General features: G+C 66.8%; 18 protein-coding genes. 16 read left to right on the forward strand and 2 right to left on the reverse strand.

The features are described 5' to 3' along the window. The first annotated feature begins 19 nt into the window (after positions 1–19). The 11 genes from ACX1NL_RS05135 (at position 20) to ACX1NL_RS05185 (ending at position 8774) form a co-directional block, all read left to right on the forward strand. A complete protein-coding gene (locus tag ACX1NL_RS05135) occupies positions 20–592 on the forward strand; it encodes a F0F1 ATP synthase subunit B (protein ID WP_070844089.1) in 573 nt (190 codons plus the stop codon). Between the two features lie 5 nt (positions 593–597). Then, positions 598–1431 (forward strand): F0F1 ATP synthase subunit delta, encoded by an 834-nt coding sequence (locus ACX1NL_RS05140; RefSeq protein WP_181888243.1) that lies wholly within the window; start codon positions 598–600, stop codon positions 1429–1431. Positions 1432–1439: 8 nt separating this feature from the next. Then, positions 1440–3104 carry a F0F1 ATP synthase subunit alpha gene (gene atpA, locus ACX1NL_RS05145; RefSeq protein WP_458898784.1) on the forward strand — a complete coding sequence of 555 codons (1665 nt, stop codon included), beginning with the start codon at positions 1440–1442 and terminating at the stop codon, positions 3102–3104. Positions 3105–3155: 51 nt separating this feature from the next. Beyond that, entirely contained in the window at positions 3156–4124 is a 969-nt protein-coding gene (locus ACX1NL_RS05150) for a F0F1 ATP synthase subunit gamma (protein WP_239356192.1), read from the forward strand. 3 nt (positions 4125–4127) lie between these two features. Next, positions 4128–5639, forward strand: a complete 1512-nt coding sequence (atpD, locus tag ACX1NL_RS05155) for a F0F1 ATP synthase subunit beta (protein ID WP_236883397.1) — start codon at positions 4128–4130, stop codon at positions 5637–5639. 11 nt (positions 5640–5650) lie between these two features. After that, positions 5651–6019, forward strand: a complete 369-nt coding sequence (locus ACX1NL_RS05160; RefSeq protein WP_194989527.1) for a F0F1 ATP synthase subunit epsilon — start codon at positions 5651–5653, stop codon at positions 6017–6019. A 140-nt stretch (positions 6020–6159) separates the two neighbouring features. After that, positions 6160–6624, forward strand: a complete 465-nt coding sequence (locus ACX1NL_RS05165) for a DUF2550 domain-containing protein (protein WP_181888246.1) — start codon at positions 6160–6162, stop codon at positions 6622–6624. 22 nt (positions 6625–6646) lie between these two features. Continuing rightward, a complete protein-coding gene (gene nucS / locus ACX1NL_RS05170; RefSeq protein ID WP_239305934.1) occupies positions 6647–7339 on the forward strand; it encodes an endonuclease NucS in 693 nt (230 codons plus the stop codon). Further along, complete coding sequence (locus ACX1NL_RS05175) at positions 7339–7626, forward strand: hypothetical protein (RefSeq protein ID WP_239305933.1); 288 nt, start codon at positions 7339–7341, stop codon at positions 7624–7626. Before nucS ends, ACX1NL_RS05175 begins: the two co-directional genes overlap by 1 nt. A 10-nt stretch (positions 7627–7636) precedes the next feature. Then, the gene (locus ACX1NL_RS05180) at positions 7637–7939 is read left to right on the forward strand and encodes an MTH1187 family thiamine-binding protein (protein ID WP_181888249.1); all 303 of its coding nucleotides are present in this window, start codon (positions 7637–7639) and stop codon (positions 7937–7939) included. Between the two features lies 1 nt (position 7940). Then, a complete protein-coding gene (locus ACX1NL_RS05185) occupies positions 7941–8774 on the forward strand; it encodes a tetratricopeptide repeat protein (RefSeq protein ID WP_458898785.1) in 834 nt (277 codons plus the stop codon). Here the strand turns inward: ACX1NL_RS05185 and glgB are convergent. Both glgB and ACX1NL_RS05195 read right to left on the reverse strand, forming a co-directional pair. Continuing rightward, a complete protein-coding gene (gene glgB, locus ACX1NL_RS05190) occupies positions 8771–10960 on the reverse strand; it encodes a 1,4-alpha-glucan branching protein GlgB (protein WP_458898786.1) in 2190 nt (729 codons plus the stop codon). The two genes, ACX1NL_RS05185 and glgB, sit on opposite strands and share 4 nt — an antisense overlap. An 8-nt stretch (positions 10961–10968) precedes the next feature. After that, entirely contained in the window at positions 10969–12996 is a 2028-nt protein-coding gene (locus ACX1NL_RS05195) for a maltotransferase domain-containing protein (protein ID WP_458898787.1), read from the reverse strand. A gap of 139 nt (positions 12997–13135) precedes the next feature. On the opposite strand from ACX1NL_RS05195, the gene ACX1NL_RS05200 reads away from it, so the two are divergent. The 5 genes from ACX1NL_RS05200 to ACX1NL_RS05220 are packed head-to-tail and all read left to right on the forward strand — an operon-like array spanning position 13136 to position 18189. Next, the gene (locus ACX1NL_RS05200; protein WP_458898904.1) at positions 13136–13930 is read left to right on the forward strand and encodes an ABC transporter ATP-binding protein; all 795 of its coding nucleotides are present in this window, start codon (positions 13136–13138) and stop codon (positions 13928–13930) included. A gap of 18 nt (positions 13931–13948) precedes the next feature. Next, entirely contained in the window at positions 13949–14824 is an 876-nt protein-coding gene (locus ACX1NL_RS05205) for an NUDIX hydrolase (RefSeq protein WP_458898788.1), read from the forward strand. Continuing rightward, complete coding sequence (locus tag ACX1NL_RS05210; protein ID WP_458898789.1) at positions 14814–15953, forward strand: THUMP-like domain-containing protein; 1140 nt, start codon at positions 14814–14816, stop codon at positions 15951–15953. Before ACX1NL_RS05205 ends, ACX1NL_RS05210 begins: the two co-directional genes overlap by 11 nt. Before the next feature lie 10 nt (positions 15954–15963). Next, on the forward strand, positions 15964–17073 hold the full coding sequence (locus tag ACX1NL_RS05215) for a cysteine desulfurase family protein (protein WP_458898790.1): 1110 nt from the start codon (positions 15964–15966) through the stop codon (positions 17071–17073). Positions 17074–17124: 51 nt separating this feature from the next. Beyond that, on the forward strand, positions 17125–18189 hold the full coding sequence (locus tag ACX1NL_RS05220) for a glycoside hydrolase family 25 protein (protein WP_458898791.1): 1065 nt from the start codon (positions 17125–17127) through the stop codon (positions 18187–18189). Positions 18190–18192 lie beyond the last annotated feature (3 nt).

Genomic DNA, 18192 nt, shown 5'->3' on the forward strand with positions numbered 1-18192 from the left:
TTTAGATCAGGAGCAACCAATGACTGACGTCACTGCATTCCTCGCTGCCGCAGAGGCCAGCGAGAAGCTGCCGCTGGAGAAGGAACCTTCCATTCTTCTGCCGGCAGCGTACGACGTGGTTTGGTCTCTTGTCGTTTTCATCATCGTCGGCCTACTTTTTGCGAAGTACGTCATTCCGAAGTTCCAGGAAGTGCTGGCGGAGCGCGAAGACCGAATCAAGGGTGGCATCGAGCGTGCTGAGGTCGCCCAAAAAGAAGCCAAGGCTGCCCTGGAGAAGAACAACGCCGAGCTTGCGGAGGCGCGCCACGAGGCCGCTGAGATCCGTGAAGCCGCCCGCACCCGCGGCAAGGAAATCGAGGCTGAGTCTCGTGCCCGCGCCGAGGAAGAGGCCCGCCGCATCATCGAGTCCGGTGAGAAGCAGCTGCTGGCCTCCCGCGAGCAGGTTGTCGCTGAGCTGCGCAACGAGATGGGCCAGAACTCCATCTCGCTGGCTGAGCGTCTGCTGGGCACCGAGCTGTCGGATTCGACCCGCCGCTCGAACACGATCGACGAGTTCCTGAGCGAGCTCGACCGCGTGTCGACGAGGAAGTAGGCGAGATGAAGGCAGCTAGTCGCGAAGCACAGTCGCACGTTACGGGCAAGCTCGAGGAGCTGATCCGGAACGCCGACAATTCCGTCGCCGTGGCTGCGCAGATCGGTACCGAGCTGTTCCTCACCGTGGACCAGCTCGACACCGAGCGCGCGCTGCGTATTGCCGTGGCCGACACGTCGCTGGAGTCCTCGCAGCGCGAGGGCATCATCCGCGACGTCTTCGGCAACAAGGTTGCGGAGCCCACCCTGAACATCCTCATCGCTGCGGCGCAGCAGGAGTGGTCGACCCCGCGCGAGTTCCGCGCCGGTCTGGTCAACCTCGGCCGTCACGCGCTGGAGCTGGGTGCCAAGGAGCAGGGCCAGCTGGAGCAGGTGGAAAACGAGCTGTACCAGCTCTCCACGCTGCTCGAAGGGGAGAAGGAGCTGACCCAGCTGCTCTCCGACCGCACCGCGACCCCGGCGCAGAAGCGCGGACTGTTGGCTAGCGTGATTTACGGCAAGGTGACGATGTTCACCGAGGCACTGGCATTGCAGGTTATCGGCCGCCCCAACCACAACCCCGTCGACGACTTGGCCGAGCTGGCCGCGGGCGTCGCGGAGCTGCGTGGCAAGGCTGTCGCACGCGTGAAGGCCGCTGAGGCACTCAGCGACACCCAGCGCGATGCACTGGCCCGCAAGCTGGAGCAGATTTACGGTCGCGAGATGGCCATCCACTCTGAGGTTGACCCCAGCCTCCTCGGCGGAATGGTTGTCCGTGTGGGCGATGAGGTCATCGACGGTTCGACGCGCGGGAAGATTAACCGCCTGCGCACCGACATGGCGGCCCAGGCGACCAAATAGAAAACAACATGCTGGAAGAAACTACCGAGAGCAGGAAGAACATGGCGGAGCTGACGATCTCCTCCGATGAGATCCGTAGCGCGATAGCGAACTACACCTCGAGCTACTCCGCGGAGGCCTCCCGTGAGGAGGTCGGCGTGGTGACTTCGGCTGCAGATGGTATTGCCCAGGTTTCCGGGCTGCCAGGTTGCATGACGAACGAGCTGCTCGAGTTCCCGAACGGCGTCATCGGCGTCGCACAGAACCTCGAGACCGATTCCATCGGTGTCGTGGTGCTGGGTAATTTTGAGACCCTTTCCGAGGGCGACGAAGTCAAGCGGACGGGCGAGGTTCTCTCGATCCCGGTCGGCGAGAACTTCCTCGGCCGCGTGATCAACCCCCTGGGCCAGCCGATTGACGGCCTGGGCCCCATCGAGTCCAACGAAGAGCGTGCCCTGGAGCTCCAGGCCGCAGGCGTGCTCGACCGCCAGCCGGTCGAGGAGCCGCTGCAGACCGGCCTCAAGGCGATCGACGCCATGACGCCGATCGGCCGCGGCCAGCGCCAGCTCATCATTGGCGACCGCAAGACCGGCAAGACCGCAGTCTGCATCGACACCATCCTCAACCAGAAGGAATTCTGGGAGACCGGTGATCCGTCGAAGCAGGTGCGCTGCATCTACGTCGCCGTCGGCCAGAAGGGCTCCACCATTGCTGGTGTGCGCCAGACTCTGGAGGAGGTCGGTGCACTGGAGTACACCACCATCGTGGCAGCTCCTGCGTCCGACTCCGCTGGCTTCAAGTGGCTCGCGCCGTTCTCCGGTGCAGCCCTGGGCCAGCACTGGATGTACCAGGGCAAGCACGTCCTGGTGATCTACGATGACCTGACCAAGCAGGCCGAGGCATACCGTGCCATCTCCCTGCTGCTGCGCCGCCCGCCGGGCCGCGAGGCATACCCGGGCGATGTGTTCTACCTGCACTCCCGCCTGCTGGAGCGTGCCGCCAAGCTCAACGACGAGCTCGGTGCCGGCTCCCTGACCGCGCTGCCGATCATCGAGACGAAGGCGAACGACGTGGGCGCCTTCATTCCGACCAACGTCATCTCGATTACCGACGGCCAGGTCTTCCTGCAGTCCGACCTCTTCAACCAGGGCGTCCGCCCGGCTATCGACGTGGGCATCTCCGTGTCCCGCGTCGGTGGCGCCGCGCAGACCAAGGGCATGAAGAAGGTTGCCGGTAACCTCCGTCTGGACCTAGCCGCATACCGCGACCTGGAGGCCTTCGCGGCCTTCGCGTCCGACCTCGACGCCGCTTCCAAGAAGCAGCTCGAGCGCGGCCAGCGTCTGGTGGAGCTGCTGAAGCAGTCCGAGAACTCTCCGCAGGCAGTCGAGTACCAGATCATCTCGATCTGGTCCGCGAACGAGGGCGTTTTCGACGTCGTTCCCGTCGAGGACGTCCGCCGCTACGAGGCAGAGCTGCACGAGGCCATCCGCGCCAACGCACCGCAGGTCTACGACCAGATTGCGGGCGGCAAGCAGCTTGACGACGACTCTCAGGCCGCGATCCTGCGCATCAACGAGGACCTGGCGCGTAACTTCCAGGCTTCCTCCGGCGAGCGCATCGTCCGTGAGGCCGAGGCGGAGCCGCTCGACTCCAAGCACGTGTCCAAGAACCAGCTCAACGTCAGCCGCTCCTAGTACGCGTGCAACGCGACTAGGACTACTACATAAAGGAAGGGAGGAAACACCATGGCAACGCTTCGCGAATTGCGCGACCGCATCAGGTCCGTCAACTCAACGAAGAAGATTACGAAGGCACAGGAGCTGATCGCCACCGCGCAGATCACCAAGGCCCAGCAGCGCGTCGAGGCGGCTAAGCCGTACGCCGACGAGCTGAAAGACGTCATGGAACGCCTCGCGTCCGCGAGCTCCCTGGCCCACCCCATGCTCCATGAGCGTGAGAACGGCCGGGTCGCGGCAATCCTCGTGGTCACTTCTGACCGCGGTATGGCCGGCGGTTACAACCACAACGTCCTGAAGAAGGCGGCGCAGCTGGAGCGCATGCTCACCGATGCCGGGTACGAGGTAGTCCGCTACGTCACCGGCAACAAGGGTGTCACGCACTTCAAGTTCCGCGACATGGACGTTGAAGGTTCTTGGACCGGGTTCTCGCAGCAGCCGTCGTGGGAGGACACCCACGGCGTGCGCCATCAGATCATCGACGGCTACATGGCAGGCTCAGAAGGCTCGGTGCCGCTGCGTGTCGACGGTGCCAAAGGTGGTTCCGTGCGCGGCTTCGACGTCGTGCACGTCGTCTACACCGAGTTCGTCTCCATGCTGTCGCAGGAGGCCCGGGTCACCCAGCTCCTGCCGATTGAGCCGGTGCTGGAGGAGTTCAAGTACGAGCAGCAGGACATGCTGACCACCTCCGGCGAGGTGGGCCCGGACATGAACTTCGAGCCCGACGCTGACACGCTGATGGAAGAACTGCTTCCGGTGTACGTCTCCAGGTTGCTCTACTCGATCTTCCTGGAGTCCGCTGCAGCGGAGTCGGCATCGCGCCGCACGGCTATGAAGAACGCGACGGATAATGCTACGGAGCTGGCTAACGACCTGTCCCGTGAAGCTAACCAAGCCCGTCAGGCAAAGATCACCCAGGAAATCACCGAGATTATCGGCGGCGCTGGCGCGCTGTCCGGTAGTGGAGAAAGTGACTAAATCATGACTACTGCTCACTCTTTTGATGAGCGCAACGACGAGCTGGCGGGTGCGGCTTCTGAGACCGACACCGCACCGGCTCAGGTCGAGAACACTCAGAACCCGCGCGGTTCTGAGAACGGCCGTGTCGTGCGCGTCATCGGCGCAGTCGTCGACGTGGAGTTCCCGCGTGGCGAGCTGCCCGCTCTGTACAACGCGCTCGAGGTCGACATCGACCTCGGCGAGATGTCCAAGACCATCGTGCTCGAGGTCGCCCAGTTCCTGGGCGACAACCTCGTGCGCACCATCGCTATGGCGCCGACCGACGGCCTCGTCCGCGGCGCTAAGGTGGCAGACTCCGGCAACCCGATCTCCGTGCCGGTGGGCGACCAGGTGAAGGGCCACGTGTTCAACGCGCTCGGCCAGTGCCTGGACGACCCGTCGGTGGGCGAGAACGGTGAGCGCTGGGGCATCCACCGCGAGCCGCCGGCGTTCAAGGACCTCGAGGGTAAGACCGAGATCCTGGAGACCGGTATTAAGGTCATCGACCTGCTCACCCCGTACGTCAAGGGCGGCAAGATCGGCCTGTTCGGTGGCGCTGGTGTGGGCAAGACCGTGCTGATCCAGGAGATGATTACGCGTATTGCACGCGAGTTCTCCGGTACCTCGGTCTTCGCCGGCGTCGGCGAGCGCACCCGTGAGGGCACCGACCTGTTCCTCGAGATGGAGGACATGGGCGTGCTGCCGGATACCGCGCTTGTCTTCGGCCAGATGGATGAGCCGCCGGGGGTCCGTATGCGCGTGGCCCTGTCCGGCCTGACCATGGCGGAGTACTTCCGCGATGTGCAGAACCAGGACGTGCTGCTGTTCATCGACAACATCTTCCGCTTCACCCAGGCGGGCTCCGAGGTGTCGACCCTGCTGGGCCGTATGCCTTCCGCCGTGGGCTACCAGCCGACCCTGGCCGACGAGATGGGTGTGCTCCAGGAGCGCATTACCTCGACCAAGGGCCGTTCGATTACGTCGCTGCAGGCCGTCTACGTGCCGGCGGACGACTACACCGACCCGGCTCCGGCCACCACCTTCGCCCACCTCGACGCGACCACCGAGCTTTCCCGTTCGATCGCGTCGAAGGGCATCTACCCGGCCGTGGACCCGCTGACCTCCACGTCTCGTATCCTCGAGCCGGGCATCGTCGGCGAGCGCCACTACGCGGTCGCGCAGAAGGTGATCGGTATCCTGCAGAAGAACAAGGAGCTGCAGGACATCATCGCCATCCTCGGTATGGACGAGCTGTCCGAGGAAGACAAGATCACCGTGCAGCGCGCGCGTAAGATCCAGCGCTTCTTGGGCCAGAACTTCTTCGTTGCGAAGAAGTTCACCGGCGACGAGGGCTCCTACGTGCCGCTCGAGGAGACGATCGACGCGTTCGACCGTCTCTGCGAGGGCGAGTTCGACCACTACCCGGAGCAGGCCTTCAACGGCCTTGGCGGTCTGGACGACGTCGAGGCTGCGTACAAGAAGCTGCAGGCGTAGGAGGGTAGAAGATGGCTGAACTTACCGCTCAACTGGTCGCGGTCGACCGCATGCTCTGGAAAGGCCAGGCAAGCATCGTCACCGCCCAGACCACGGAGGGTGAGATCGGCATCCTTCCTGGCCACGAGCCGCTCCTTGGCCAGCTCAAGGACAACGGTGTGGTGACCATCCGCCCGACCGACGGCGAGCGCATCGTCGCCGCCGTCCAGGGTGGGTTCCTGTCCGTTGTGGGCGACAAGGTGACCATCTTGGCCGACTACGCGATCTTCGCCGACGAGGTTGACACCGCTGACGCGGAGTCCCACCTCCACGACGAGGACCGCGTTGTCAAGGCACGTTCCGAGGCGGAGCTCGCCGCGGTTCGCCGTCAGAGCCAGTAGAAGTCTCTGGCAAGGAAGGCATAGACGCCGACCGCCACGAACGCACCCCTTCCCGGGAAACCGGGAGGGGGTGTTTCGCATTTGTGCGATATGATCACTGGCAAATGTCTATCCAGCGTGGTCGAGGAGGTTGGGCCGGGATGATGGTCGTCGCAGGTGTTGCAGCGCTAGTCCTGGTAGTCCTCGCAGCGGCCGCGGGGTGGCGCTTTGCCATGGTGCGCAACTCCGGCGCGCGGGCGATGATGCGCGAGCTGCCGGCTGAGGGGATCCACGGCTGGCGGCATGGCGTGCTGCGCTACGACGGCGAGCGGCTGCTGTTTTTTAAGCTGCGCTCCCTGACGTTCCACCACGACGTGGAGCTGGATCGCCGCGGGGTGGAGTTCGAGGGGTTCAGGGACGTGACCGAGGGCGAACGCGAGTTCATGCCGGAGATTGGTCACGTCCTCCGCTTTACTGGCCCGCAGGGCGATTTCGAGTTCGCGGCGGACCGCCACACGGAGATGGGGCTGGTGTCGTGGGTGGAGGCGGCACCGGATGTGCGCCAGGAGCGTATCGACGTACGTTCGCTGGTCCAGCGCGCGCAGCGCGATGCAAACCAGCGCTAAGGGCGGCTGTACCCTGACAGGCATGCGTCTTGTCATAGCCCGTTGCTCTGTGGATTACGTCGGCCGCCTGGATGCGCACCTGCCGGAGGCGATGCGCCTGATTCTGGTCAAGGCGGACGGGTCTGTGTCCATTCACGCGGACGACCGCGCCTACAAGCCGTTGAATTGGATGACGCCGCCGTGCACCACTCGGGTGGAGCAGGTGGTGGACGTGGACGGCGAGGACACCGGCGAAGAGCTGTGGATCGTGGAGAACCCGAAGGGCGAGCAGCTGCGGATCACCATCTCCGAGGTGCTGCTGGACGAGACGAAGGAGCTCGGCCAGGATCCCGGCCTGGTCAAGGACGGCGTGGAGTCCCACCTGCAGGAGCTTTTGGCGGAGCACATCACCACGCTCGGCGACGGGGTGACCTTGGTGCGCCGCGAGTACCCGACCGCGATCGGGCCGGTGGACATCCTGGCGCGCGACCCTCACGGAGGCACGCTGGCGGTGGAGGTGAAACGCCGCGGCGGCATCGACGGCGTGGAGCAGCTCAGCCGCTACGTGGAGCTGCTCAACCGCGACGACCTGCTGCGCCCGGTGCGCGGCGTGTTTGCAGCGCAGGAGATCAAGCCGCAGGCGCGCACGCTCGCGGGCGACCGCGGCTTCGAGTGCGTGACCCTGGACTACGACGAGCTGCGCGGCATCGAGTCCGCGGAGCTGCGCCTGTTCTGATGCCGCGGAGGAACCGACGCCAGCACCAGGTGTCGCGGTACGTGCTGCCCAGGGACGGCTCCACGTTCATCGGCACCCAAGAGATGGAGGGGCCGAGCTGGACCAACGGGGAGATCTTCAAGGTCCGCCAGATCGGGTCGGCGGCTGCGACGAAGTACTACATCTGCCCGGGCTGCAACCAGAACATCCCACCCGGGGTGGCGCACGTGGTGGCGTGGCCGCGCGATACCGGCCGTGGCGCGGACGACCGGAGGCACTGGCACAAGCACTGTTGGCAGCGGCGCTAGGATTGGCCGCATGATTGCAGCGTTTTCTGTGGCACCGACCATGACCGAAAACTCTAACGCGGAGATGTCCGACGTTGTCGCCCGGGCGGTGAAGGTGGTCCGCGAGTCGGGCCTGCCGCACGAGACCACGGCGATGTTCACCACCATCGAGGGGGAGTGGGACGAGGTCATGGACGTGATCAAGCGGGCGACGCAGGCGGTGGAGGAGGTCTCCCCGCGCGTGTCGCTGGTGGTCAAGGCGGATATCCGCCCCGGCTACGAGAACATGATGCAGCAGAAAGTCGAATCCCTGAACAAGCACCTGGAGGCGTAATATGACCAACCCGCAGTTCACCGGCGGCGCGATCGACCTGGGAGCGCTCGCGGACCGCAACGACGAGGCGCAGGGCGGCTTCGAGCCGTTTATCACGGTCACCGAGGCCAACGTTGAAAAGGACATCTTCGAGCGCTCCATGCAGATTCCCGTGGTGCTGCTCATCGGCACGCCGCGCAGCCCGGATTCGGAGAGCTTGAAGGCGCAGTTTGAAAGGCTTTCGGTGGGCCAGCGCGCCTTCCTGGTCGGCTACGTGGACGCGGATACCGCCCCGCAGGTCGCCCAGGCCATGGGCGTGCGCGTGTTGCCCACCGTGGTTGCGCTCGCGGGCGGGCGCCCGGTGGCCAACTTCGAGGGCAACCAACCGGCGGACGAGCTCGAGCAGTGGGTGAGCGCCCTGGTCAGCCAGGTGGGCCCGCAGCTGCAGGGGCTTGCCGACGACAACGCGCCCGAGCAGGAAGACGCCGACCCCCGCCTGGACCGCGCGACCGAGGCGCTCAACGCGGGCGATTTCGACGCCGCCACGGCGGTCTACGACGAGATCCTCGCGGACGACCCCACCAACGCGGACATCAAGCAGGCCAAGGCGACCGTGGCTGTGCTCAAGAGGGTGCAGGGACAGGGGGAGCCGGCGGATGACGTCGAGAAGCTGCTGTGGCTCGCGGACAAGGAGTTTGTCGCAGGCGACCCGGAAGCGGCCTTCGACCGTCTGCTGGAGCACGTCAAGGACGAGCCGCGCGCTAAGGAGCGCCTGCTGGAGCTGTTGACGCTGCTCGAGCCGGGCGACCCGCGCGTGATCGCGGCGCGCACCCGGCTCGCCAGCGCCTTGTTCTAGCGGCGCAGGATGTAGTACTGCGCGCTCATCGCCGGCACGTGCAGCTCGGCGGACTGCTCGAAGCGGTCCCACTCGGTCGGCTCGGTGGTGAGCACCTGCGGCAGGTCGTTGCCGGCGCCGCCGTAGACAGCGTCGTCGGTGTTGACCACAAGCTCCCACTCGCCGGCCTCGGGAAGCCCGAGCCGGTAGTTGGGCTGGGAGGCACCGGAGAGGTTCACCACGGCGAGCACCGGGGTGGCGTCCACGCCCCAGCGGATGTAGGCGAGGATGTTGTTCGCGGCGTCGTCGCCCTTGACCCACTGGAAGCCCATCGGGGTGTTGTCCTGCGAGTACAGCGCCGGGGTGTCGCGGTAGACGCGGTTTAAATCGCGCACGAGGCGCTGGATGCCGCGGTGGTAGCCGTGGCCCCAGCTGTCGGCGATGTTGTCCCAGTTGACGGAGTGCGCCTCGTCCCACTCGGTGGTCTGGCCCCATTCGCAGCCCATGAACATCAGCTGCTTGCCGGGGTGCGAGAACATGTAGCCGTAGAGGGCGCGAAGGCCGGCGGCCTTGTTCCAGTCGTCGCCGGGCATGCGAGTCCACAGCGAGCCCTTCCCGTGGACCACCTCGTCGTGGCTAAAGGGCAGCACGTAGCGCTCGGAGAACGCGTAGACCAGCGAGAAGGTGATTTCGTTGTGGTGGTAGGAGCGGTGGATGGGATCCAAGGAGAAGTACTCCAGGGTGTCGTTCATCCAGCCCATGTTCCACTTCAGCGAAAAGCCCAGCCCGTCCGCGTCGGTCTGCGCGGTCACGCCCGGCCAGGCGGTGGATTCCTCGGCGATGGTGAGCACGCCGGGGTGCTCGCGGTGCACGGTGGCGTTCATCTCCTGGAGGAACTGCACGGCCTCCCAGTGCTCGCGGCCGCCGTACTGGTTGGGCAGCCACTCGCCGGGCTCGCGGGAGTAGTCCAGGTAGAGCATGGAGGCCACGGCGTCCACGCGCAGGCCGTCCAGGTGGAACTCCTCGCACCAGTACAGGGCGTTGGCCACCAGGAAGTTGCGCACCTCGCGGCGGCCGAAGTCGAAGACGTAGGTGCCCCAGTCCTTCTGTTCGCCGCGGCGCCAGTCGGGGTGCTCGTAGAGCGCGGAGCCGTCGAAACGCGCGAGCGCGAAGTCGTCTTTGGGGAAGTGGGCGGGCACCCAGTCCACCAGCACACCGATGCCGTTGGCGTGCAGGGTGTCCACGAGTTTGCGGAACTCGTCAGGGGTGCCCCAGCGGGCGGTCGGGGCGTAGTAGCCGGTGACCTGGTAGCCCCAGGAGCCGCCGAAGGGGTGCTCCGCCACGGGCAAGAATTCCACGTGGGTGAAGCCGTTTTCCACCAGGTAGGGCACGAGTTCCTCGGTCAGCTGGGCGTAGTTGGAGCCCTGCTTCCAGGAGCCGATGTGGCACTCGTAGACGCTCATGGCGGAGTTGGTGGCGTCGATGCCGGCGCGCGCATTGATCCACTCTTCGTCGGTCCACTCGAACTCGCTCGGCGCGGCCACCACGGAGACGGTCTCCGGCGGGGTGAGTGTCCGCTTAGCCAGCGGGTCGGCCTTGTCCACGCGGGTGCCGTCGGCGGTCTGGATGGCGTACTTGTAGGTGGCGCCGTCGCCGATGCCCGGGATGAAGACCTCCCACACGCCGGAGGAGCCCAGAGAGCGCATGGGGTACTGGTTGGGGTTCCACCCGCAGAAGTCGCCGATGACGGCCACGCCTTGGGCGTTCGGCGCCCACACGGCAAACGAGGTGCCGCGGACCTCGCCGAGCGAGGTCTCGTAGGAGCGCACGTTCGCGCCGAGGACCTCCCAGAGGCGCTCGTGGCGGCCCTCGTTGATCAGGTGCAGGTCCAGCGAGCCCAGGGTGGGCAGGAAGTGGTACGCGTCCGCCATAATGCGCGGTTCCGCACCCGGGTAGGTGACGCGGAAGCGGTAGTCGGGCGCGTGCTCGTCGTCAAGCAAAATAGCCCAGATGTCGTCGCCGATGGGCTCCATGGCGCGGGCGCCGTTGTGGATGAGCAGCTCCACGCGCTCGGCGCCGAGGAAGCGGGTGCGCACGACGGATCCTGCGCCCACGCGGTGCCAGCCGTAGAAATCGTGGGGCGCGTGGTGCTTGCACTCGATGAGGCGCTGGCGGTCGCCTTCGGGGATGAGCAGGTCGGTGTTCATGAGCTTCCTTAGGGACGGTAGTCGTGGTCTGAGATCTGACGGTACGCAAGTGCTTCTCGACGAGCCGAAGGCACCTCCGGCAACCGGAAAATATGCGCGACGTTCTTCTCGGGTGCGAGGCGGATGAAGTTGCCGGTCTCGGCGGTGGTCCAGGTGTAGTGTTCGCCGGTGATCTGGTCGTGCACCTCGAAGGTTTCGCCGTCGTTGAAGCCGACCGCGGAGGCGTCGACACGCAGCATGCCCTCCTGGGTGGACGAAGGATCCAGGTTGACCACCACAAGCACCGCGTTGCCGGTCTCCGCATCGACCTTGGAGTAGGCGATGATCTGCTCGTTGGCGATGTCGTGGAAGCGGATCTGGCGCAGCTGCTGCAGCGCCGGGTTGTCGCGGCGGATGGTGTTGAGCAGCGTCAGGTACGGCTCGAGCGATTTACCCTGTTCCAGCGCGGCGGCGAAGTCGCGGTGGCGCAGCTGGTACTTCTCGCTGTCGTGGTACTCCTCGCTGCCTGCGGCGACGGGGCGGTCTTCGTAGAGCTCGTAGCCGGAGTAGACGCCCCACAGCGGGCTCATGGTTGCGGCCAGGGTGGCGCGCAGCGCAAACGCCGCCGGGCCGCCCTGCTGCAGCGAGGCGTGCAGGATGTCGGGGGTGTTGACGAAGAGGTTGGGGCGGGAGACGTCGGCGACGTCCACGAGCAGCTGGGCGAAATCGGTCAGCTCCGCCTTCGTGGTCTTCCAGGTGAAGTGGGTGTAGGACTGCGAGAACCCGGCCTTGGACAGCCCGTACATGCGCGGCGGGCGGGTGAACGCCTCCGCCAGGAAGATCACGTCCGGGTCCGTCTCGTGCACCTTCGAAATCAGCCAGTGCCAGAAATCCACCGGCTTGGTGTGGGGGTTGTCCACACGGAAGGTGGTCACGCCCAGATCCACCCAGTACATGAGCACCCGGTAGATCTCGGCGTAGAGCTTCTCCGGGGCGTTGTCGAAGTTCAGCGGGTAGATGTCCTGGTACTTCTTGGGCGGGTTCTCGGCATAAGCAATGGTGCCGTCGGCGAGCACGGTGAAGAACTCCGGGTACTCTGTCGCCCACGGGTGGTCGGGGGCGGCCTGCAGGGCGAAGTCGAGGGCGATTTCCAGGCCCAGCTCGTTGGCGTGGTCCATCATGTCCAGGAACTCGTCCTCGCCGCCTAAGTTCGGGTCGAAGGCGTCGTGGCCGCCGTGCTTGGAGCCGATCGCCCACGGCGAGCCCACGTCGCCGTCCTCCGGGGTCAGCGTGTTGTTGCGGCCCTTGCGGTTGACCTCGCCGATGGGGTGGATCGGCGGGAAGTACACGGTGTCGAAGCCCATGTCGGCCACGCGCTGCAGCTGGTCCGCGGTGGTTTCCCACGTGCCGTGGACGGGGTTGCCGTCAGCGTCGAGCCCGCCGGTGGAGCGGGGGAACATCTCGTACCAGGAGTTCACCAGCGCCTCGCGGCGCTCCACAAGGATGTCGGCCACGGGCCCGCGGGTGACCAGCTCGCGCAGCGGGTACTCGGCCAGCACGTCGCGCACCTCCTGCGAGACACAGGGCGCGATGCGGTCGGCGAGCGGCAGCGTGTCGTCGAGAAGCAATGTGCGCGCGTTCTCCAGCACCTGCGGCGAGGGGGTCTGGGCGATGGCCGCAGTGAACAAGTCCGCGCCGTGGGCGATGTCGTTGGCCAGCTCAGCCTCGGTCTGGCCCGCGGCGAGCTTCTTTTCCACCGCATTGCGCCACGTGGCCATCACGTCGCTCCACGCGTCCACGCGGTAGCGCCACAGCCCCTTTTCGCGGGGGATGAAGATGCCGTGGACGTAATCCGGGCGGTAGACCTCCTGGTGCATCGGCACCGAGAACTGCTCGCTGGACGGCGAGACCAGCACCAGCGTCGCCGCGATGGCGTCGTGGCCCTCGCGCCACACCAGCGCTGAAATTGGCACCACCTCGCCGACCACCGCCTTCGCGGGCAACGTGCGACCGGAAACCTGGGGGCGCACATCGTCGATGCCAAAGCGAGCAACCATTTTTCAGACCCTCTCAACCTGCCTGCATTCCATCAGCCAGGGTAGCGCGGGCCTCCCACACACGCGGGCCGAAATAGGTAAAGATGGATGCGTGAATGCGAGTGAGGAATTGGTGACAGACCCGGACCTGCTGGTGGACATGCGCGACGTGGAGTTCATCCGCGGCGGCAACACCCTGGTGGGCCCCGTGACATGGCAGGTTGAGCTGGACGAGCGGTGGGTGGTCATCGGCCCCAACGGCGCCGGCAAGACCACCCTGATCCGCATGGCCTCGGCCCAGGAGTTCCCGTCCAAGGGCACCGTGTTCATCATCGGCGAGCGCGTCGGTAAAACCGACATGCGCGACCTGCGCGCGGCAATCGGCGTGACGTCGTCGGCGGTGGCGCAGCGCGTGCCTGACAACGAAAAGGTGGGCGACCTGGTCGTCTCCGCCGGCTACGCCATTTTGGGGCGCTGGCGCGAGGACTACGACGAGATGGATTACGAGCAAGCCCTCGAGGTGCTCGAGCAGGTCGGCGCGATCCACCTGATTGACCGCACTTGGGGCACGCTGTCCGACGGCGAGAAGAAGCGCGTGCTGGTCGCGCGCGCGGTGATGACCAACCCGGAGCTTCTGATCCTGGACGAGCCGGCCGCAGGCATGGACCTGGGCGGGCGCGAGGACCTGCTGGCCTACCTGGGCGATCTGGCCATGGACCCGGACGCACCGGCGATTGTCATGATCACCCACCACTTAGAGGAGATCCCGGCGGGCTTCACCCACGCCATGCTGTTGGACGAGGGAGAGGTGGTCGCCCAGGGGCTTATCGACGACGTGCTGACCTCCGAAAACGTCTCGCGCGCCTACCACCAGCCCATCGAAGTCACGGTGGATGAGGGCCGCTTTACTGCGCGCCGGGCTCGCGCCAAGCGCGGGGGTGCGCACCGGGCGTAAGCCTGGGGGTTTTCGGCCATGCCCACGAGAAGGAATCGCACCCAGGGCGTGCTGACGCACGACGTCGGCGACACCATCGACGTCCACGAGCGCAGCGGGTTTCAAGGTGCCCGCCTGTCCGCGACGGTGATGCTGCTTCGCGACGGTGCGGACGGGCTCGAGGTGTGGATGCAGGAGCGCGTGTTATCCATGCCGAATTACCCCGGGATCACCGTCTTTCCCGGCGGCGGGGTGGATTCGCGCGATTTTCCGCCGCGCGCGTGGGACGACGGCGAGCTGTGGCTCGGCCGCTCCGCCATTTCCCTGGCCCGCCAGCTGGGCGTGACCAAGTACAAGGCGCACGCGCTTCTGTTCGCGGCGGTTCGCGAACTGTTCGAGGAAACCGGCACGCTGCTCGCCGTGGACGACGACGGCGTGCTGCTCGACGACGCGCGCCCCTTCCACGAGCACCGCCTGAAGCTGGAGTCGCACGAGCTTTCGCTTACCGACGTGCTCCGCGAGTCCAACCTCAACGTCTGCGCCGACCTGCTGAAACCGCTCGCGAGGTGGGTAGGCAAGTCTGAAAGCGGCAACTGGTTCGACACCTTCACCTTCGTCGCCGCCAACCCGGAAGGCCAGGAGCCGGATTCCAACACCGAGGAGGCGGACGACGCCAACTGGTTTCCGCCGCAACTGATCTTGGAGGGTTGGCGCCACGGATTGGTGCGCCTGGCGCCCTCGACGTGGGCGCAGCTGAACGAGGTGGCGCGCTTCGAGGACGCGGAAGAGGCGCTGGCCGCCGCGTGGCGCGCGGACTTGTCGCCGGTGGTGGGCGACCCGGTGGACGACCTGCGCTACCGCGACTTCTTCTCGTTCACGCCGATGGACAGGATTGGACGCCGCGGTGGGATTTAGCGTTGCAGAAGCCCGCTTTTTGGCGGCGCACGCCGGGGAGATCGCCGACGTTGCGCCGGAGGTGGCGCTGACCAAGCAGTCGGTGTTCGCGGACCGCGCGGTACTCGATGCCCGCTTCGGCGAGTACGCCCGCGCTGTCAGCGTGCTCATCTCCTCCCAGCGCGCGGCGGCGGGGAAGTTCCCGGAGGATTGGCTCACTGATGCCGACGCGGTGCAACAGGCCACCCCGGCGCGCGTGGCGCGTGTGAGGGCGCAGCGGATTGCGGCGGCCGGGGTGGAGTTCGTCCACGACGTGACCTGCTCGGTGGGTTCAGAGGCGCCGGCGTTCCGCGAGGTTGGCATGAGTTGGCTCGGCTCCGACCTGGACGCCGCCCGCCTGGTCATGGCCCGCCACAACCTTGGGCCGGACGCCTGGCTGGCCCGCGCCGACGCGCTTACGCCGGTGAGCAAGGGCGGGGCAGTGGTGGCCGATCCCGCGCGCCGCGCCGGCGGCAAGCGCATCACCGACCCGGCGAAGCTGTTGCCGCCGCTGCCGGACCTGCTGGCCGCGCACACGGGCCGCGAGATGGCGGTCAAGTGCGCGCCGGGCATCGACTACTCCGGGTGGGACGGCCTGGTCAGCGTGGTGTCCGTGGACGGGGGAGTCAAGGAGGCGTGCCTGTATACGCCGGGGTTGGCGGGCGGAGCTCGCAGAGAAGCAGTAGTGCTCCGGGACTTCGACGAGCGCGTCACTGACGCCGAGCCGGACGAGGTGAAGGTCACCGGCCCGCGCAAATGGATCATCGAGCCGGACGGGGCGGTCGTGCGCGCCGGGCTGGTTCGGCAGTGGGCGGCGCGCCACGGGCTGAGCATGCTGGACGAACACATCGCCTACACCACGGGCGACGCGATCCCAGAGGGGTACAGCGGCTTCGAGTTCATCGAGGCGGTGCCGCTGCGCGCGCTGAAGAAGACGCTCGCCGGCCACGGCGTGGGCAGCGCGGAGATCCTCGTGCGCGGGGTGGACGTGGACCCGGACCAGCTGCGCAAGAAGCTCAAGCTGCGCGGGGACAGGCAGATGGGCGTGGTGATCGCGCGCATCGGCGACGACGCGGTGGCGCATGTGTGCGGAGCGCGAGTGCATGCCTAACCTTTGGGGCATGGTCTACCTCGATCACGCAGCCACCACCCCCATGCGCCAAAGCGCCATAGACGCGTGGGTGGAGCACGCAGGAGCGCTCAACGCCGGCAGCCAGCACGCCGTCGGGCGTAAAGCGAACGCGGTGCTCGCCGACGCCCGCGAGCGCATCGCCGCGGCACTTGGCGCGGACCCGGTGGAGGTGGTGTTCACCGGCTCCGGCACCGAGGCGAACAACATCGGGGTGCGCGGGCTTCACGACACCTCCGGCGGCGGCCGCGTCGTGTCCACCCCGATCGAGCACCCGGCCGTGCTCGAGGTAGTCAAGTCTCTGGGCCAGACCGAATGGCTGCCGGTGGGGCGAGACGGCGTGGTTTCGGACCTTTCTGCGTTGGATACCCCGGCCGCGGTGGCGGCGGTGATGTGGGCGAACAACGAGACCGGCGCGATCCAGCCGGTGCGCGAGGCGGTTGCGCGGGCCGGGGCCGCTGGAACCCCTGTGCACGTGGACGCGGTGCAGGCGGTAGGCCACATTCCGGTGGACTTCCACGAGCTCGGCGCGGCCACGCTTGCGGCCAGCGCGCACAAGTTCGGCGGCCCGCGCGGGATGGGCCTGCTTCTGGCGCGTCGTTCGCCGGCGCCGAAGCCGGTGATCTTGGGCGGCGGGCAGGAGCGCGGCATCCGCTCCGGCACGGTGGACGTGGCCTCGGCCGCGGCCACGGCGGCGGCGCTGGAGGAAGCTGTCGCAGAGATGGGGCAGGAGCAACAGCGGATCGCGGACTTGCGCGATGCGGTAATTGCTGGGGTGAAAGAGGCGGTGCCGGAGGTGATCGTCGCAAAGCATGAGCCCTGCTTGCCCGGGCACGCGCACTTCATGTTCCCGGGGGCGAACGCGGACGCCCTGATCATGCTGCTGGACGCGCAAGGCATTCAGGTTTCGGCCGGGTCGGCGTGCGCCAGCGGTGTGCTGCGCATGAGCCACGTGCTGGAGGCGATGGGGTTTTCGGAGTGCGAGGCGATGGGCGCGCTGCGCGTGACTGTGGGGCGGACGAACACGCGCGAGGACGTGGAGAAGTTCCTCGCCGCGATCCCGGAGGTGGTGGAGCGGGCGAGAGCCGCCGGCGCGCTGTAACTTGCGTGTCGCGTGTGGTGCGTGTGACTTGAGTGGTTTAGTGTGTCGGTCATGCAGATTTCTCGCCGCATCCGTACCGCAGCCGCCGCCGTGACCGCGCTCGCCGTGGGCTTAAGCGTGGTCAACCCGGTGACCGGGCCCGCAGACGCCCAGTCCATCCCGGGTGTTGTCTCCGGCGTGGACGTGGCGGGCCACCAGCGCCCGGGCGGCGCAGCCATCGACTGGGGCTCCGTCCGCACCGCCGGCGGCCAGGACTTCGCCTACGTGAAGGCCTCCGAGGGCGACGGCTGGAAGAACGACTTCTACGACGAAGATGCCAAGGCCGCGGCCGAGGCCGGGCTGAAGGTGGGCGCCTACCACTACGCGCGCCCGGCAGAGGACCCGGTGGCGCAGGCGCGCTACTTCGCCTCCGTGGTCAACGACGGCCCGGCGACCCAGCTTCCGCCCGTGCTGGACCTCGAGGTCGACGAAGGCTTGGGCCCGGTGCAGCTGGCGGGCTGGACGCAGGCGTTCCTCTCCGAGCTGGAGGCGCGCACAGGCAAGCGCCCGATGATCTACACCTACCGCTATTTTTGGTACGAGCGCATGAACGATACCCGCGCCTTTACCTCGTACCCGCTGTGGCTGGCGGCTTACCAGAACCGCCCGCCGGCCCCGGTCGGCGGCTGGGACAAGCTTTCCTTCTGGCAGCGCAGCGATTCCGGCCGAGTGGTGGGCATCAACACGCCGGTGGACATGAACATCTTCAACGGCAACGCCGCGCAGCTGGGCCAGTTCGCGGCCGGCGACCTGCGCGCAGGCGGCGGCGTGCTGGAGCAGTTCCAGGCGCCGGATTCCGGCGAGCTGAAGGTGCTCGAGCAGGACAGCACCAAGCTCGTGGTGGCCATCCTCGCGCTCGCCGCGGGCGGTCTGGGTGCGCAGCAGCTTATCGACGCCGCCCGCCTCGCCGGCTTCGACCCGACCGACGCGGACAACATCGCCAACCTCGTCCGCGCGTTGGCGGGCCAGGGCGAGCTGCCGATCGAGGACCTGCAGAAGATGATGGTCGGCGACTACCAGATCGGCGACCTGCTCATCCTGCTGGACAACGCCGCGAAGGAAGCGAACAAGGGCTAGATC

The sequence above is a fragment of the Corynebacterium sp. CQ3829_602738 genome, from assembly GCF_054478435.1.

Bases quoted from the DNA above. Each gene is read 5' to 3' on its own strand.
- ACX1NL_RS05135 (WP_070844089.1), top strand. From the start codon at position 20: ATGACTGACGTCACTGCATTCCTCGCTGCCGCAGAGGCCAGCGAGAAG.
- ACX1NL_RS05140 (WP_181888243.1), top strand. From the start codon at position 598: ATGAAGGCAGCTAGTCGCGAAGCACAGTCGCACGTTACGGGCAAGCTC.
- atpA (WP_458898784.1), top strand. From the start codon at position 1,440: ATGCTGGAAGAAACTACCGAGAGCAGGAAGAACATGGCGGAGCTGACG.
- ACX1NL_RS05150 (WP_239356192.1), top strand. From the start codon at position 3,156: ATGGCAACGCTTCGCGAATTGCGCGACCGCATCAGGTCCGTCAACTCA.
- atpD (WP_236883397.1), top strand. From the start codon at position 4,128: ATGACTACTGCTCACTCTTTTGATGAGCGCAACGACGAGCTGGCGGGT.
- ACX1NL_RS05160 (WP_194989527.1), top strand. From the start codon at position 5,651: ATGGCTGAACTTACCGCTCAACTGGTCGCGGTCGACCGCATGCTCTGG.
- ACX1NL_RS05165 (WP_181888246.1), top strand. From the start codon at position 6,160: ATGATGGTCGTCGCAGGTGTTGCAGCGCTAGTCCTGGTAGTCCTCGCA.
- nucS (WP_239305934.1), top strand. From the start codon at position 6,647: ATGCGTCTTGTCATAGCCCGTTGCTCTGTGGATTACGTCGGCCGCCTG.
- ACX1NL_RS05175 (WP_239305933.1), top strand. From the start codon at position 7,339: ATGCCGCGGAGGAACCGACGCCAGCACCAGGTGTCGCGGTACGTGCTG.
- ACX1NL_RS05180 (WP_181888249.1), top strand. From the start codon at position 7,637: ATGATTGCAGCGTTTTCTGTGGCACCGACCATGACCGAAAACTCTAAC.
- ACX1NL_RS05185 (WP_458898785.1), top strand. From the start codon at position 7,941: ATGACCAACCCGCAGTTCACCGGCGGCGCGATCGACCTGGGAGCGCTC.
- glgB (WP_458898786.1), bottom strand. From the start codon at position 10,960: ATGAACACCGACCTGCTCATCCCCGAAGGCGACCGCCAGCGCCTCATC.
- ACX1NL_RS05195 (WP_458898787.1), bottom strand. From the start codon at position 12,996: ATGGTTGCTCGCTTTGGCATCGACGATGTGCGCCCCCAGGTTTCCGGT.
- ACX1NL_RS05200 (WP_458898904.1), top strand. From the start codon at position 13,136: ATGCGCGACGTGGAGTTCATCCGCGGCGGCAACACCCTGGTGGGCCCC.
- ACX1NL_RS05205 (WP_458898788.1), top strand. From the start codon at position 13,949: ATGCCCACGAGAAGGAATCGCACCCAGGGCGTGCTGACGCACGACGTC.
- ACX1NL_RS05215 (WP_458898790.1), top strand. From the start codon at position 15,964: ATGGTCTACCTCGATCACGCAGCCACCACCCCCATGCGCCAAAGCGCC.
- ACX1NL_RS05220 (WP_458898791.1), top strand. From the start codon at position 17,125: ATGCAGATTTCTCGCCGCATCCGTACCGCAGCCGCCGCCGTGACCGCG.